The organism is Arcicella gelida, assembly GCF_034931025.1.
GTDB classification, from domain to species: domain Bacteria; phylum Bacteroidota; class Bacteroidia; order Cytophagales; family Spirosomataceae; genus Arcicella; species Arcicella gelida.
Genome location: NZ_JAYGIL010000016.1, coordinates 64667 through 82718, shown reverse-complemented (window position 1 = coordinate 82718; position 18052 = coordinate 64667). Strand labels below are relative to the sequence as shown.

Here is an 18052-nt window from a genome sequence, read left to right as displayed (position 1 = left end):
CATGACTAGAAATCTTTAACATAAGCCCTTACCTTAATTAATCTACTTGAACCTAAACGTATGAAAACCCTCCGTTGCATTGTTCTTGAAGATGAAGAACCTGCCCAAAACCTCATTAGAAATTATTTATCACGAATTTTGTCGATAGAATTACTTCAAGTGTTTGATAACGCCATTGAAGCCTCCAATTTTTTAACTCATCAAGCTGTTGATTTAATCATTACTGATATTTCAATGCCTCATTTATCTGGGCTAGATTTCATCAGGATGCTCTCACCAAGTCCACACGTAATCATCATGACAGCCCATGCAGATTATGCTTTAGAAAGCTATGATTTAGATGTAATTGATTATCTCAAAAAGCCAATCTCATTCGATAGATTTAAAAAATCTGTAGAAAAAGTTCAACGGTTGTACTATTCTTCAAACAATGAAGAAAGCCATACTTCTTCAGAAACTATGGTGTATGTAAAAGAAGGTAGTAAGATGATAAAAGTAAATTTCAATGAAATTATTTATGTTGAAGGGTTAAGAGATTATATCAAAATCATTACTGATGCAGACCGCCCAATTGTCACACACATTACCATGAAAAAGATGGTGGAAATTCTTCCTCCCCAAAGTTTTATGAGAGTACACAAATCTTATATCATCGCTATCGACAAAATATCTGCCATTGATGGAAGTAACAGTTTGATAGAACTCAAAAACAATGTAATGATTCCGATGGGTCAAAATTATAAAGAAACACTAATGAGTAAGATTAAGCCTATTAATTAACATGGAAAAAATTGCTGAGTTATTTTTAAAAATATATCCTATTGAAGGGGTATCTGTTAAGAGAAGAGTTTTATTGCATTGTGTTTTTTGGTCAATGATGTTTGTGGGTTTATGGCAAATACTAGGAGTCCCTTTAGCTGGAACAAGTTACAATTTCATTACAACTTCTTACTTCGTAATTCTTGATGTAATATTTTTCTACACAATAACTTATGTAACCATTCCATGGTGGACGATTCATTATATACATAAATATCTTGCCACAATTTTATGTATAATTACTTTAATATTAAGCTTATTTGTTATTTTTTACATTAGAGTTCAATTTACTTTTGATTATAATTTACTTGAAGGTGGCAAAATTGATACCAGTTTTTTAAAAAAATTTTATAATAACTATAGGTATTTTTTCGAATCTGGCTACATTTTTTCAGGTATTATAGAAATATTTCTTACCGCCCTGCCTGCCTTTTTTATCAAACTAATTCGTTCTCTAGTTAAAAATATCTCAGAAAAAAAACAAATAGAAATTGATTATTTAAGGTCTCAAATTAATCCTCACTTTTTAACCAATACGCTCAATAATATTTATAGTCTTTCTGTAACGGATGATAAACGGAATAGTGATGCCATTTTATCATTATCTAGTTTGTTAGATTATGTACTTTATGAATCTAATCAACCAACTATCAGTTTAGAAAAGGAAGTGAATTTCCTGTCTAATTTTATTGAATTAGAAAAAATGAGGAATACTAAAAGACTACAAGTAAACTTTGAAATAGAAGGTGATATTCATGGAAATATTCCGCCAATGATTCTTATTACTTTTGTGGAAAATGCTTTCAAACACAGTATTGGAGACTTGTACTCAAACTGCTTTATCAAAATACTTCTTAAAGTTGAAAATGATAGGCTATACTTTGAAGTAGAAAACAGCAAATCAAATTTAACTACCAATAATCAAAGAAAAACATTTGGTGGTATTGGCTTAGCTAATGTAAAAAAACGATTGACAAATCTTTTTCCTAATACACATTCTCTTCATATAGAAAATCAAGAGCATCTATTCATAGCTAAACTAAAATTAGCATTAACGTAAAGGTTATACAAGTCCCAATGATGAATAAGCAAGATTAAATCTATCAATTTACATGGAAAAAGTTGCTGAGTTATTTTTAAAAATATATCCTCTTGAAGGTGTATCAGCTAAAAAAAGAGTTTTACTGCATTGTACTTTTTGGTTAATGATGTTTGTCGCTTTATGGAAGAGCTTTATGATTCCTTTAACCAGTATAGGTTATAATTTCATTTCTATATCCTATTTAGTTTCTCTTGATATAATATATTTCTACACAATAATTTATATAATCATTCCACTATGGACAAATTATTACGAGCATAAATTTGTTACAACTATTCTACTTATAATTTTCTTAATCTTATGTTTTTTTGCTATTTTTTTCATTAGAATTCAATTGATTTTTGATTATAACCTAGTAGATAGTAATAAAGTAGACTTTAGATATTTGAAAAAAGTTTATACTAATTACTCATATTTTTTAAAATCTGCTTACGTTTTCATAGGTATTCTAGAAATCTTTCTAACTGCATTGCCTGCATTCTTTATCAAACTAACTCGCTCTCTAGTTAAAAGCATTTCTGAAAAAAAGCAAGTTGAAATTGACTATTTAAGGTCTCAAATCAACCCTCACTTTTTAACCAATACACTTAATAATATTTACAGTCTTTCTGTTACTGATGACAAACGGAATAGTGATGCCATTCTATCCTTGTCTAGTTTGTTAGATTATGTACTCTATGAGTCTAATCAACCAACTATCAGCTTAGAAAAGGAAGTGAGTTTCTTATCCAACTTTATTGAGTTAGAAAAAATGAGAAATACGAAAAGACTGCAAGTAAACTTTGAAATAGATGGCAATATTCATGGAAATATTCCGCCAATGATTCTTATTACTTTTGTGGAAAATGCCTTCAAACACTGCATTGGAGATTTGTACTCAAACAGCTTTATCAAAATACTTCTTAAAGTTGAAGATAATAAGCTATACTTTGAAGTAGAAAATAGCAAATCAAACTTAACTAACAATAATCAAAGAAAAACCTTCGGGGGTATTGGCTTAGCTAATGTAAAAAAACGATTGGCTACGTTATACTCAAATAACCATTCTCTTGAAATTCATGACAAAAAGGATACTTATGTTATTATTTTAAGGTTGGGATTAATGTAGAATTCTAAAACTATTTCGTCGAAAAATAAACATGGTTTGTCGATTAAGTAATCTACACATTTCATTTGTTTACAAATTTGTTAAGAATTAGTTTCTACTCATACATCTTAACTCTTTTAACACCTTTCATTGAAACAATTAAATAACCTTTACACGCTATAAAATATTCAAGACATACATAATCTTTTTATTATGTAACAAGATATTAACTAGTCATTCATCATTTTCAATTGAGCTTGGCTTGTACACCTATTAAAAAATTAGCTTTAATGCCATTGGTATTAAAGCTAATTTTTTATGTGTGAAACAATTCAAATACTATCATTTACTCCATTTCCTGCTTTAGAAATGTCTCAAAACCTTCTTTTGTTTTAAAAAAATCTTCACTTTTTTCCCATCCTGCATAAAATCTAAAAGAAGTCTTTCCATTTATCAATTTCAAATTGACAGTATAAGTATTTAAAATAGCAGCTCCTTCATTGGGCGTTTGTCCGAACGACACTAAGTTACTTTTAGGTACTAAAATCGCCATACCTAAATTATCATGATTCTCACTTTGCTGGTCAAACGTATAAAGCCCAAGCATTTTATTGGAAGCAAGTTCATAAGATTTTTTGCTATGTAAATTCACAATTCCAGTCGTTAAAATTGCACCTTTCGGTGCATTTTTCAACGACACTTTACTTTCATAAAAATACTGTCCGCCCCAAATACTTATTTCATCTTCAATTTGTATTGGTGCTAAGTTTTTAGCAATCTTCCAATTTTTATATTTCAGTCTAAAAACAGCCCTAATTGGTCCATTCGCAACTTTTTCATACTGTACCTCTTCAAAATTGTTATCTCCTAATCTTACCAAAGTATCTTTTCCAGAAGCATTTTTGAAGGTCAAAGCCAAAGCTCCAGCTCCTAACGATTTCCCAACTTTTAGTACATCCATTCCCCAATCTGCTTGGTTATGGTAATTGACAGCAGGATTTACTCCTACTTCATCCAAAACCATCTGAGTAGTAGTTTTACCCCAAATATCTTTGGCATTACGAGTATCAAAGTAAACCCTAAAACCAACTTTATCATTCTCCCAAGCGGGACCTTCAGTTAAAAATGGAGGTAAAGGTTGTTTTGAAAAATCGGTAACTGGCTGTGTTCCTTTTACAATATCTTTCTCTAAAATATCACCGAAAGTATCATCCGCATTTTTTCTACGATGACGCACATTTGCTCTCACAACCGCCTTGATTGCCGCTGGTATATCAGCTACTGAAATCTTAAACACTTTAGTTTGTTTTGCTGAAAAAGATTGTAATAATACAATTTCATCCCATTTACCATCAGCATTCATATCGTCGTACTGAGCAAGAATTGGTTGCTTGGTTTCAGAAGTAAAAACTACATATTTTGATGTTGGAATTTTACCAAGCTTTTTTTCTAAGAAAGCTCTTTTCAAGACAATCAATTCATCTTTTTTCTCTCTTGATAATTCATTCTTGAAAGTAACAACACCGCTTTTTTGTGCATAACACATTGTTGATAAACTCAAAAGACCAAAGCTTAGCAGCGTTTTTACTTTGCATGATGACAAATGTTTCATATTAAAATATTGATATTAAAATTATTTCGATTTTGCGAAGTAATTATTCATGAATAACAATTGATATTGAATAGCATTATACCAATATGGCCAGTTATGACCACCCGGTCTGGTGAGATAATCGTGAGGAATATTTCTGTATAATAATTGTTCATGAAGGTTTTCATTTACTTTATAGAAAAAATCTTCAGTGCCACAATCAATAATCAAAGCCAGTGAATTGGGCGTAAGTAAATGAAGTAAGTTAATTACGGTATTCTTTTCCCAACGCTCAGGTTGTTCCGAATATTTCCCAAGGCGTTTTGTCATATCCCAATTATTTGGGAAAGGGCGAATATCCACGCCTCCGCTCATACTTCCAGCCGTACCAAATACATCTTGATGTTTCAGAGCAAGATACAAGGCACCATGTCCACCCATACTTAAACCTGTGATTCCTCTTCCTTTGCGGTCTTTGATGGTTTTGTAATTATCATCTACCCATTTTACCAATTCGGTTGATACGTAGGTTTCATATTGATAACTTGGGTCAATGGGACTATCCCAATACCAGCTTGAAAAACCACCGTCTGGACAAACAATAATCATATTGTACTGGTCAACTGCTTTTTCAAAACCTTTGGCTTTAGTTAACCAACCAGCATAATTATCGCTATAACCATGCAAAAGATAGACAACTGGTAAAGCTTTGTGGCTTTTATAATTATCTGGCACAATTACGACAGCCTTGATATTTTTTTGCATGGCCGCACTGTAAGTAACAACAGTGTCCACAACAGCAGCAGAACAAATTAGGTTAAAAAAGAGTAAAAAGGTTAATAATGTATTTCGTAGGATTCTCATTTTGCTAAATTGTTTAAATAAATTTTCGATTAACAAAAGTGAAAAAAATAGCTTGATTTTGCAGTATTTTAATCAAAATAATAGCTAATTTTCGATAGCAAAACTTATTCTTCTGTTTTCAAAAAAGCCTTTTTAGGCAATTTTGCTTTTACTAATTCATAAGATTTTTTGAGGAAATCGTTCCATTCTTTATCCGTCAATATATCGAAACTCAATACTTGTACCCATTTGAATTTTGCTCCGCCGTAAGGCGCTGGAACAACACCTTCTCTATCACAAAATTCCTCAAATAAATCATCTGCTACTTTGAAGTTTACTTTATCTAAATTCTTGGTATTTGATGAACAAAAAACTTTACCCATCACCATGAAACAGAGTTGGTCTCCGTATTTTATACCTTCTGAAGTATGTTGAAAAGACAAACAGATTTCTCGAATTTTCTCAATATTCATGACTTTGTTTTTATTTTTCTAGCCTAATTTTCAATTGACCATTTGTATAATCAATCGTACTTACTTGCTTATTAACAATCACAGTTTCTGGCTTTTTATCAAGACTAAAAGTAGCATTAATAATTGGCTGACCACTAACGTTTATATTAAACGTTTTATCTTGTTTTTTTGCTATAAAAAATAATTTAGAAAGAGAGCTGTAAAGCGTTTTGTTTTCTTTCCGTAAAAAGCTTCCGTAACCAATAAAGTAATCACTTATTTCATTAGGCTTATTTTCTGGATAAGTAATACTTGTCAAATAAGCGTCTGTTGTAAATCCATTAAAGGTTTTGATACTATTTAAGTGCATCAATCGTCCGTCAGCTTGTAGATTCAAATATACATCGGTTATTTTTCCATTTTGTTTGATACGTACTCCAATCATCTCATCTCCTTTCAAACGCTCTATTTCTGGAATATTTTTATCGTTTACCGAATCTTTTAAAATGATAGCCGTAATAAATTTTGTTTGCCGCATTGGTTCTGGCGAAGCAATACTATAATATTTCTCTTGTTCTTTTACATTATCTTCTTTCGGAGCAAGTATTTCAGACAGAATCATTTTCTCTGGAAAATCATGATTAAATCCTGTTTCAACTAATGTTTCTGGAAATAATGGACGTACTAATACAGAAGCATTTTTGTTGATGATACTGATGTCGCCACGCTCTTTTTTAGATTCTCCTTCTGGATGCAAAAGCCATTCAAATTTACCAGCTTCATAAGCTTTCACATCATCAATCACTAGAATTACTTTGCCTAGCCACAAAAAATGACGAAAATTTCTAGCATAAACACTTGATGTTGGGCCTGTACCATTCGCCATTACATACTTAATATCTCCTGCATCAAGCAATTCGCTCATCTCACCACGTAATGGCGAACCGCCGTATTGTTGTTCTTTCGGTTGATATTTTCCATTGAAAGTAAGTACATTATGAGCAGGGCTTTGAAAAAAATACTCTGGATATTCCTTTGTGCCATAACTACTATTTCCAGCATCTTTAATCACAGCTTCTCCTTTATGAAAAAGTATAAATGAATTAGCATCTGCGTGCGAGTGATTCCAAGTATGCCCCGACTTTATGCCTAACATCGTAGCATTTTTCTCCCAAGAAGCCCGCATGGTAGTCCAGTCCATATCTTCAAAAATTTCGGACGTAGGTAAATTTGGTAAAGCAGGAGCTTTACTCATCTCTGGATGATACATTATTCCCAAAGGCGCATTTTTAAACAAGCCTTCTCGATGTTGGAAATTTTCTATTTGATTCAAATACCATAAAGCATTTGGATTTTGATAACCCAATGCCCAAAGTAATTTCACAGGGCGTTCGCCTACTATATTTTTATGGCTATCTCCAAAGTTTAATGAATACAACATTCCTTCACGTGGATAAGCAACGTGCATAAAGAAATTAGGAATGTTTTTCAATAGTGAAATTTCGGGTTGTTTTACTTTGGGAAGTACATTCTGGTGAGCTAAACGAAAAAACAAGTATTCAGACACTCCGAAAGCAGCATAATTTACACTTTCGTACATTCCGCCTTTGGCATCCCACGTTTTTGGTTTTGACTGTAATTGGTCACCTGAAAAACTAAACCATTCTTTTGATGCTTGATTCATTTCCTCAATCCAAGCATTTACTTCTGGGGCATCGTCTTTAACAGCTAATGAAGCTACTCCTGCCATATACACGCAGGCAGTCCACCAGTTATGCCCCATAGAGTTTAAACTATGAATACGGTTTTCGGGCAAAAGCCATTCGTTGACGGCAGGGCGAATGCCCATTCGCATTACACCATCAACGATTGTCTTTCGTTCGTCTTTGGTTAGTTCGTTATAAATACCTTCTAAACCCATCGCTACATTCCAACAGTTTTCAGCCGTCTTTAAATCTGAAGACCAAGCAGGTTGGCGTTTTAGCATTTCTGGGTTCGACCACGTAGTACGAGTACACAAATCCAATAGAAGGGATTTTGTTTTATCTGCATATTTTTTTTCACCTGTTACCAAATAGGCTAACGATAAGTAATCAATTTTACCGTAATCCTTTTTTGTCAACAATACATTTGCCTCTGAAAGTACATCATTCCAATTATTCTTAAACTCCTCCTCTTTGGCTATCCTTTGCTTTAGTAAATCAACTCTGTCTTTTGTGAAATACAGATTCTGATGTTTTTGGGCAAAAGTTGTTATTGAAAAATAACAAAAAAAAGTAATAAGGACGAATAGCTGTTTTACTTTCATTGGTTTTATGCTCTTAATAATTGTTTTGATGTTTTTTCTCTGGTAATAAAAAGCCATTTGGGCTTGGAGGCAAAATGCCCTGTTTCAGCTTGAAAGGCTTCTCTTACTTCTTTAATCATTGTTGTATCATTTTCATCTTTTTGCAGAAATATGAAATCACTCACCACAAACGCTACTTCACTTTATACATTTTAAAGGCAAATAAAAAGATAATGACATAACATAAAATCGGCAAATAATAAGCATGAGCCACATTTTGGTTAGCGACTAAACCCATTAATAACGGGAAGAAAGCCCCACCAACAACTCCCATTGAAATAAATGAAGATGCTTGTTGTGTATGTTTTCCTAAACTTTTAAGTCCTAAACTAAAAATGGTTGGGAATATGATGCTGAAAAAGAAATTAATAAACATCAGAGCAATGTATGAAGTCCAGCCCCAAGCTTGAGCCACAATTAAACACGAAATAATACTGCCTAATGAGAAGAATGATAACAAAATATTTGGCTGAATAAATTTCATTAAATAAGTACCCACAAAACGACCCAATGCCATCATTGCCATGAAGATAATCATATAATTACCAGCAGTTGCATCGGTAAAGCCCATTACTTCATGACCATAATTAATAAAGTAAGACCAAGTACCAGCTTGAGCTCCTACATTAAAAAATTGTGCAATTACTGCCCATACAAAATGACGATTCTGCCATAAAGTTTTTTCAGAAGTATTAAATGATGGATTTTTAACATCGTCTTCAAGTATCTCGTGAGCATCAGTAAAGGCAGGAACTTTTACAAAAGAGAAAGCGATAGCAATACAAGCGATTACAGAACCAATGGCTGTATAAAGGGTTTTAACGGAATCTAAATCGTTGGAATGTTCAGCATTTCCACTCAATAAAAAATAAGAACCAATAGCTGGACCAATAATGGTACCAACAGCATTAAACGACTGCGAAAAGTTAATTCGTTGATCGCTAGTTTGCTGATTTCCTAAGGATGCCACAAAAGGATGAGCAACGGTTTCGAGCGTTGCCATACCACAACCCAAAATAAATAGTGCTAGACGAAACATGGTAAACGACGTAGCATTGGCAGCAGGAACAAACAAAAAAGTACCAATCGCAAAAAGCGATAAACCAAAGAGTACTCCATTTTTGTAACCAAACTTTTTCATGAATATTCCCGCTGGAATACTCATCACAGCATAAGCGCCAAAAACAGAAAGCTGAATTAATCCAGATTGAGATTTAGAAACATTCAATACATTCTGAAAATGCTTATTCAATACATCACTCATTGAATGGGCAATGCCCCAAAGCATAAAAAGTGAAGTAACAAAAACGAAAGTAACGAGGTATTGCTTTTCGGTTAGTTTTATCTTTTGAGTCATTATTGAAATTTATTTTAATTGTTTTTTCCATAGACCAACCGCACCCATTAAAGCCGCTTGTTCGTTCAGAGAAGATTTGATAAGCTGTATTTTAGGTGTATTTCTTGCTAACATTTTTTCTACTGCTGGAAAAAATAAAGATGAAGCTCCTACGATATTTCCACCCACTATAATTAATTCTGGATTGAAAATTTTAGTAAAATCATCAACAAATAAGCATACATTTTGGGCAAACTCTGTGAATACTTCTTGCGAGGCTTCATCGCTTTCAAAATTTTCTACTAATTGCTTGGCTCCATCAACGGTTTTACCTGTTAATTCATGATAACGTTTTACAAACCAACGGGTAGAAATATAGTCTTCGGCAACACCTTCTAGTAATTGATGGTTAATTCCCATTGCCATGTCTTTGGCATCTCCATCATTGTATATTGATGTTCCTAAGCCTGTTCCCATCGTTATTCCAATCGCTTTTTCATAATGTTGACCCGCCCCAAAAAGCATTTCTCCTTCTAAAAATGCTTCAGAGTCATTTCTAAAACTGATGTTTTTAGTAAGTATAGAAAGTCGTTCAGAAAGCTCATTTCTGATATTTAAGCCATATAAACTTTCGTATTTATTAACATTCTTCATCAAGCATATTCCATTTTCATAATCAAATGGTCCGGGCATGGCTATACCCAAATAATAGGTTTTTGCTTGATTGCTAGTTTCGACAATTGCGTTTACCCAAGCTGTTAAGATTTCTTCTGACGAAGCATGAGGATTTATCTTACTTCTTACAATTGATGAAGTAATGATTTTCCCCTCTTTAATATTTACTTGTGCTGCTGTGATGTGCGAGCCTCCGATATCAACTCCGATGTACATACGTTTAAAAATTCATATGAAAAACAATTAAGGTTTGTTTTAACGACAAACCCTAAAAGTGTTTTTTAGAAAGGTTTTATAATAATGCTATTAATGTTTCATGATGTTATTTTTGTGGTGTAAGCCAAATTGCTTGCCCTCCAGATGGTAAAAGTTTAGCATCCAATACGGTAGAGCTATCTACTGTAATGCGTTGGATACCGACTTTTGTTGTACTTGTTAAAGTACTGTCATCGGCATAAATATTGGCGGTATATTTAATGCCCTCAGGTAAAAAATCTAGTTTTATTTTTAAGTTTCTTCCTTCGTTACTCGTTAATGTACCCACAAACCAATCCTTTCCACTTCTTCTAGCAGTGGTGATATATTTTGATATTTCTCCTTGAATTACTCTTGTTTCATCCCAAGTCGTCGGAATTTTATTCCAAAATTCTAACTCTGGTTCATCATTACTAGCTTTTGGTTGGTCGTACCAAAACAAGGTTTGTAATGGGCTATAATATACTGCTGCCATTGCTAATTGATGAGCATGAGTAGTTTTGATACGCTTATCGAAATAACAAATCGTATAATCTGCTGCACCGCCAATGTATCTTGTAAAAGGTAATGTTACGTTGTGTGTTGCATCTGGCATTTCTTCGTTTCCTCTTACTCCTTCGGCTGTCATTAAGTTTGGATAAGTACGCATTTCTCCAGTCGGACGCCAGTCGTCATGAACGTTCACCATTAACTGATTATCAGCACATTTTTTAATAGCCTCCTCTACCCAAGTAGTCCAGCGATGGCTACCAGTTTGCACAAAACCAAATTTAACTCCTTTGATTCCCCATTTTTTATACAATGGAAAAATCTCATCTGCTTGTTTATACAACGATTGCAAGTTTACATACAGCCAAATTCCTACACCACGTTCTTTGCCATAAGCCACTATTTCAGCCATATCCATTTTCGCTTTTACTTGCGTAGCATCAGTATCCCAAGTAAGGGCGGGACCATACCACTTCCAGTCGAAAAGCACATATTGTAGATTTCTTTTTACGGCAAAATCAATCGCTGCTTTAGCACCTTCGGTAGTAAGAGTCATCTCACGAATTATTTTACCCGGCTTTATCCAATCGGTATTGGCTATCTTATTAGGCGTATTCAAATTCAGGATAATGTCGTTATTCTCAATCAATTTACCTTCGGTTTCTGCCACCATAATTACACGCCAAGGCGTACCAAAATACGTAATACCATCTACCCCACCGTATAATGCTGTTTGAATGGTATTCTTTTTTGTTTTACTGATGATGAATTTAGCTCTGGCATAATCTACCATTTGAGCCTCCGCTAAACAAGCCCACAAACCATTACTTAACCGCAAAGGCATTGGTCTTTCACCAGCATCTACCCAATTTTCTAGCGGTAATTCGGCATATTTCCCTTGTGCCCATTGCGTATAAAATGCAGTTGTTCCTTTAGGTAAAGTAAATTCAGTATTCTCCGCCGTGATTTGATAATAAGATCCTTTAGGATTTTCTGGAAAATAATAACGAATTGCCACGCCAGCATCGTAAACTCTTACTTGAATTTCAAGTGTATAATCGGCATTACTTGCCTTTTTAAAAGCTATATTGGTGGCTTCATAATGATCTCTAATCAACGAACGCTCGCCATAAAGTGGCTTCCATGTAGTATCTTTTTGAATCTTTTTTATGCCCACAAACTGTAAATCTTCACACCATTTTTCAGTTTTATCAACTTTCAAAGCCATCGCTAATTCTGAAAGGTGATTATCCAACTGAATATCCAATTCAGATTCTAATACTACAGCTTTATTTTTATAGTTTATAGTATAAAAAATGGCTTTCTTTCCATTTTCATCAATCTTCTGATAAACAGTACAAAGGATATTTTTATCGGGTGAAGTAATCGTTGTTTTTGTACTATCAATTAAGCCTTTTTGAGCCAACAAAATATTAGTACAAACCAAGGTAAAAAGTATCGTTAAAATCTTTTTCATCATTATTCAGAATAAAGGGTATTTATTTATTTTGATTCATTTTCTTATATCGCAACAAAGCTTCGATGTAATAATAGTCGGCATAAATGATTGAAGCATCTATTTCTCCACCGATTGGCATATTTCCTGTCGAATGCAATAAAAAAGCATTATTCACTGTGCCACTTTGATAGTTTGTCGTTGATAGACTTTCAAGCATTTTCTTTGCTTTTGAATAATAAAACGCAGCCTTCTTTTTATCTTTTACCAAAGTAGAAAGTTCTAATAAAGCAGAAGCAGTAACAGCAGCCGCAGAAGCATCACGAGGAGCGTTAGGAATATCAGACACATTAAAATCCCAAAAAGGAATTAGGCTTTCGTCAGGTAAGTTTTTTAAATACACGTCAGTCACTTTCTGAGCAAAATCTAAAAATTTAGTATTCTTTGTTTCACGATAACACATTGTAAAACCGTAAATAGCCCACGATTGCCCTCTTGCCCACATGGTATTGTCAGCGTAGCCTTGGTGAGTAATTCCTTTGATTTTTTTTCCCGTCAAGGTATCATACAAAACCACATGATATGAAGTATAATCGTCCCTAAAATGATTTTTCATCGTCGTCAAAGCATGTCTTTCGGCAATTTTATAGAGATTTTTATTTCCTCCATTTTTAGATGCCCAGAACAATAGTTCTAGGTTAATCATATTATCAATAATAGTATTATGCGCACCAAATTTCTGTACTTCTCTTGGCCAAGAAAGTATCGTCCCAACTTTTGGATTGTATAAAGTTGCCAACACATTGGCAGTATTGAGTATTACTTTTTTATAAGAGGGATTTTTCGTGAGTCTGTAACCGTTGCCATAACTACAAAAAATTTGAAAGCCCAAATCGTGGTCGTAAGCTACTTTTTGTTCGGATAATGGGAATAATTGCTTGTCGAATCTCTCGGCTTGAGTTTTGAAAAACGGGTTCTTAGTTCCTTCATACAAGTACCATAAAGCACCCGACCAAAAGCCGCTACACCAATCTTGGTAATCAACCAATCGCCAATCTTTTGTATTCTTATTGATACTTCTTGGAATATTCAATTGTCCATCCGTTGGCAAAGTACTGATGGTTTTACTTGCTTGTTTAGCACAATAATCAATATTTTGCTGAACAGAAAACTGTGCTTTTGCCTGTAAGCCTAAAGTGCTAAGAAGTATTGATAATATGATTACTTTTTTCATTGATTTATAATTAACATGCCCTATTTTCAATAATAATGACGCTTGATTTCGGTTAGAATAGTGGTTTTTTACTTCTTATCATATAGAAGTTTAATGAAAGGTGTATCGAAATTAGATTTGCTTAAATGATTAAGCAAATCTAATTTAAAAAAAATATATCACAAAACATTTCTATAGTTATATTTATTGAAGACTGACAACTCAGGTTAAAGAGAAAAAAGGTACTTTTTGAAGAGTATATTTGAGTGGTTTTATAGACAAGCGAGATTTAGTCCCATATTTATTACTTTTTAGCAATAATAACGCTCGAAAATTAGTAAAAAAGCAAAAAGAAGAAATACATTAGGTTAATCAGTTAAGCAACTTCTTCTTTCGACGAAGAGTCTCTCAAAATAATAGAAGCAGGCATAATATATTGTTTAGCATCATACTTGTCGGAATTCTCCATGTGAACAAGTAATGTATTAATCAATTGCTTTGACATTTCACTAATGGGCTGGGCGATGGCAGAAATAGAAGGTTGGTGAATTCTAAATAAATCGTTATCATCAAATACCATGATACCGATGTCTTTTCCAATTTTAATTCTTTTTCGATTTAGCAATTCTATTCCACTGATTGCCAAATAGTTGGTTGCAAAAAAAATAGCATCTACTGATGGATTCTCTATTAAAAATTGTCCAATTTCCTCTGTTATATTGTTTACTTTGGCAGAAGAGTATTCAAATTTTTTAACAATTGAAGGAATACGTTTTTCATAAACAGCTTTTTCATAGCCCAATAAACGGTCAATCATTTGTGCTTGTGAAGAGTCAAGCGTAATTAAAGCTATATTTTTATAATCGTTTGAAATCAGGTGTTTTACAGCTTTGTAGGCACTATCAAAGTTGTCCATTCCCACATAACTAACATCAATATCAGTACAATTTCTATCAAATAATACTACAGGCAAACCGCTATTAATCAGTTGAGTAATGTCGCTTTCTATTCCTTCTGTTGGCGTAATGATATAACCATCTACATTTCTTTCTCTGAAGGTATTGATGAGTTCTTTGGCTTTTACAGGGTTATTTTTGGTGCTGCTATAGATAATTTTATAACCATTTTCATAAGCGATGTTCTCTATATTTCCAGCCACACTTGCAAAAAATGGATCGGCAATGTCTTCAACAATTAATCCAATTACATTGGTTTTGCCAGTTCTTAAGCTTTTAGCAAGGTGATTGGGCTTAAAATTGTTTTCTTCAACATAGGCTAATACTCTTTTGGTGAGTTCCTCACTAATGCGTTTTTCTTTGGCTTTGCCATTAAGGATATATGAAACAGTTGCAGTAGAAATTTTTAACGTTTCGGCAACAGCCTTAATAGACATCTTTTTCATCGTAACTATAATTAAATTGATTGCTTATAAAATTGGATAAATATAAGACAAGTTAAACGATTATTTTGATTTATCGAGAAGATATTACCGATTAATCAGGGGAAAGTAGATTTACACGAAAAGCTCAACGTGAAATTATTAGAATATTCATCACACTTCTTCATTTCTATACATCAATTTTCCGCTGATTTATTCCCGAAAAGATTAAAATTTTTGATTAAATAACGGAATGATTTAGCAGAGAAGTTATCAAAGACAATGACAGTCAATCCTTTATACCTCAACACAAAATACCCAGCAACCAGGATAAATGCCTCCACAGAAACGTATGCCAACACTGAAGCGTAATATTGAAGCAGATTAATAAAAATAAGATTGATAGCAACACTGACAATACCTGCAATCAGCGTAATATTCAGAATGTATCTATCTAATTTCAAACTTAACATGGTATGTGCTTGAAATAAACTCAAACTGGATAAAATTGGAATGATACACAAGTATTGAAATACACCAATTGAGTCCACAAATTTCTCACCGAAAATAAAGGAAACAATAAATGGCGCTACTACGTAAAGAAAAACAGTCCCCAAAACTGTTATGAAAAATACTACAGGAATAATATTCTGGACTAGTTCTAAACCTTTTTGCAGATTAGCATTCATTTTGTTCGCAATCTCAGGGAAAATTGATTGCGATATCGGGTTAATACAAACAGTAACAACAATAGTAATAAGCCTAACTGCAGCAGAGTAAATCCCGACACTCCTATCGTCTAAGAGAAAACCTATTAAAAAAACATTCGTTGTAGTATATAAATTAACAACTATTGTAGAGACAAAATAGAAACGCTCTTCAATCAATAATTCAATAATTCGTTGAATCTTAATGAAGTAAAAGCTAATGTTATAGCGTTTCATAGCAAGATAAAATGCCCATAAACCCGCCAATATTTGTCCTAAACTTGTCAGAATGTTAAACCAATAAAATGACTCAACATTGTTCACAACAAAGAAAATAGCGATTGAGGAAACTAATTTAAAACACAAAGCAATAAGCGCTGCTGTCTGGATTTCTTGAATACCATGAAAAAACCAAGTAGGAAAAAACACCCAACCCAAACAAAAACTAAAAGAGTAAAAATGAAGAGCAAACTCAGAACGAAGTGTTGGAATGGATAAAGTACAAATAAGAAATACAACCGTACTAATAACAAACAAAAAAATCTTGGTTGAAATAATTTCGTTAAACGTTTCAACCAATTCTTTGGGCTTATCCTTAACTACTGAAATACGCTTTGTACCAGTAATATCAAAGCCGTAATTAATTAACAGCAAGAAGTAATTGATGTAAGATTGAGAAAAGTTTACTTTACCTGTATAAATAGGACCAATAGCCCTAAAAACATAGGGAATAACAACTAAAGGCAATACATAACTAACTAATTGAAGGAGTAGTAAACCTCTAATATTCCTTAATACAACATTCATTTTTATAAATTTGACAATATAATAGCGGTCTTGTGGAGAATTGCACCATCAAAGGTAAGCAAAACAACGATAAACACTTACCATCTTACAATAGATTTATCATACCTATAGTCCTTCCTTGCTATATATTGTTACAAACTTAGTATAAAATATTATGATTGAAGAGAAGTCATAATATTACTTGCGTAATTGATAAAGCCTAAAACATTTTTTTCCAGTGGTTAGGGAATAAAGCTCTTAAAGTTATCAGTGCCTTCTGAAGATGATTAGATACTGATTGATTATTAATATTCATCAAATTAGCAATATCGGTATTACTTACTCCTTGGTAAAACTTCAAGAAAAGTACTTCTCTTTGGCGTTTAGGCAATAATTCTATCGCCTTTCTCATCCTTTGTTCGTTTTGTGAATATCGTTCATATTCAATTAAGCTACTTTCTATAGTTTGCTCATCTGTAAGCTCTTCTTCACTATCAAAATTATCGTAGAGTACATTCCATTGGTTTTTTCGCAATTGCGAAATCAAATTATTTCGAGTAGCACGAATCAAGTAAATCGTCATTACATTGATTTCCCCAATTACATTACGTTTTTCCCAAAGGTATAAAAACAAGTCCTGAATCACATCCTTGACCAATTCTCTATCTTTAGTGAGGTTTAATCCATAGTTAAACAGTGTTCTATAATGGCTCTCACAAAGTTGGGCGTATGCTTCCCTGCTACCTAACCTAGCTTGATTCCATAATTCGAGATAAAAATCATTCGATTTTGATAACGTTTCTAGCTGCTTATTTTCCATGGTTGCTTAATTGATTAAGCAAATATAATAATAAAAACATTAAATAAAACAATTTTATGATTTTTTAGTCAATAATTTACATCCTCCTCTGCCAACTTGCTTTACCTTGAACTAAAAGGCTTAATAATACTTATTACCTACCCCAATGGCAAAAAAAACCTCTGCAAGATTTACTTACAGAGGCAAAAACAATTTTAATACTTGTTATGAGGTTAAACAATGTTTCGTAAACCAATTATTATTTGGCTTTGACGAATTTGCTAACATTAAAGCAACTTTCTAATACAAGCGTGTCACTTTCTATTTTTTGAACCGTCCAACCATCGCAAGCAATAGCGATGCAAGCAACATCGGGACATGGATTAAAATCAGAGAAAATAATTTTACTGTCCTTGAAAGTATATTTATTTCCTACCCAACCACAGCAATCCGCTCCTGGTTTTCCATCACTTAGAAACTTACCATCCGCAGTAAATTCTATCGTCGGCAAAGCAACCAAAGTATTGATTGTTTCCCATTTAGCATCTACTGATTTACCTTTTTGGATATAAGTAGGATTCCATTTTCCGACCAATTTATCAGCAGAAACTTTTGCTCCATTTTCCTTTGATGGATTTACTTCCTCTACAGATTGGCAAGAACTAACCATCAAAAGTAGTCCTGCACATAATGTTAATAATTTCATGTTATTTCAAA

At 33.1% G+C, this 18052-nt stretch carries 15 protein-coding genes; 3 read left to right on the top strand and 12 right to left on the bottom strand.

The window, feature by feature from the left end; all coding sequences use genetic code 11:
* The first annotated feature begins 60 nt into the window (after positions 1-60).
* The 3 genes from VB776_RS14045 to VB776_RS14035 are packed head-to-tail and all read left to right on the top strand — an operon-like array spanning position 61 to position 3029.
* Entirely contained in the window at positions 61-780 is a 720-nt protein-coding gene (locus tag VB776_RS14045; RefSeq protein ID WP_323697347.1) for a LytR/AlgR family response regulator transcription factor, read from the top strand.
* 1 nt (position 781) lies between these two features.
* Positions 782-1879 carry a sensor histidine kinase gene (locus tag VB776_RS14040; RefSeq protein WP_323697346.1) on the top strand — a complete coding sequence of 366 codons (1098 nt, stop codon included), beginning with the start codon at positions 782-784 and terminating at the stop codon, positions 1877-1879.
* 52 nt (positions 1880-1931) lie between these two features.
* Positions 1932-3029, top strand: a complete 1098-nt coding sequence (locus VB776_RS14035; RefSeq protein ID WP_323697345.1) for a sensor histidine kinase — start codon at positions 1932-1934, stop codon at positions 3027-3029.
* A gap of 325 nt (positions 3030-3354) precedes the next feature.
* Here the strand turns inward: VB776_RS14035 and VB776_RS14030 are convergent, their stop codons facing one another.
* The 12 genes from VB776_RS14030 to VB776_RS13975 form a co-directional block, all read right to left on the bottom strand.
* Positions 3355-4620, bottom strand: a complete 1266-nt coding sequence (locus VB776_RS14030; RefSeq protein ID WP_323697344.1) for a DUF4861 domain-containing protein — start codon at positions 4618-4620, stop codon at positions 3355-3357.
* A 21-nt stretch (positions 4621-4641) separates the two neighbouring features.
* A complete protein-coding gene (locus VB776_RS14025; RefSeq protein WP_323697343.1) occupies positions 4642-5463 on the bottom strand; it encodes an alpha/beta hydrolase in 822 nt (273 codons plus the stop codon).
* 104 nt (positions 5464-5567) lie between these two features.
* Entirely contained in the window at positions 5568-5915 is a 348-nt protein-coding gene (locus tag VB776_RS14020; protein WP_323697342.1) for an MmcQ/YjbR family DNA-binding protein, read from the bottom strand.
* Between the two features lie 10 nt (positions 5916-5925).
* Positions 5926-8202, bottom strand: a complete 2277-nt coding sequence (locus tag VB776_RS14015; protein WP_323697341.1) for a heparinase II/III domain-containing protein — start codon at positions 8200-8202, stop codon at positions 5926-5928.
* Positions 8203-8374: 172 nt separating this feature from the next.
* A complete protein-coding gene (gene fucP / locus VB776_RS14010; RefSeq protein ID WP_323697340.1) occupies positions 8375-9598 on the bottom strand; it encodes an L-fucose:H+ symporter permease in 1224 nt (407 codons plus the stop codon).
* A gap of 9 nt (positions 9599-9607) precedes the next feature.
* Positions 9608-10468, bottom strand: a complete 861-nt coding sequence (locus VB776_RS14005) for an ROK family protein (protein WP_323697339.1) — start codon at positions 10466-10468, stop codon at positions 9608-9610.
* A 106-nt stretch (positions 10469-10574) separates the two neighbouring features.
* Positions 10575-12476, bottom strand: coding sequence for a glycoside hydrolase family 97 protein (locus VB776_RS14000; protein ID WP_323697338.1), 1902 nt, complete (start codon positions 12474-12476; stop codon positions 10575-10577).
* A 19-nt stretch (positions 12477-12495) separates the two neighbouring features.
* Positions 12496-13686, bottom strand: coding sequence for a glycoside hydrolase family 88 protein (locus tag VB776_RS13995; protein ID WP_323697337.1), 1191 nt, complete (start codon positions 13684-13686; stop codon positions 12496-12498).
* 355 nt (positions 13687-14041) lie between these two features.
* Positions 14042-15067 (bottom strand): LacI family DNA-binding transcriptional regulator, encoded by a 1026-nt coding sequence (locus tag VB776_RS13990; protein ID WP_323697336.1) that lies wholly within the window; start codon positions 15065-15067, stop codon positions 14042-14044.
* Between the two features lie 173 nt (positions 15068-15240).
* A complete protein-coding gene (locus VB776_RS13985; protein ID WP_323697334.1) occupies positions 15241-16557 on the bottom strand; it encodes an oligosaccharide flippase family protein in 1317 nt (438 codons plus the stop codon).
* Between the two features lie 199 nt (positions 16558-16756).
* Positions 16757-17356 (bottom strand): RNA polymerase sigma factor, encoded by a 600-nt coding sequence (locus tag VB776_RS13980; RefSeq protein ID WP_323697333.1) that lies wholly within the window; start codon positions 17354-17356, stop codon positions 16757-16759.
* Between the two features lie 238 nt (positions 17357-17594).
* The gene (locus VB776_RS13975; protein WP_323697332.1) at positions 17595-18041 is read right to left on the bottom strand and encodes a hypothetical protein; all 447 of its coding nucleotides are present in this window, start codon (positions 18039-18041) and stop codon (positions 17595-17597) included.
* Positions 18042-18052 lie beyond the last annotated feature (11 nt).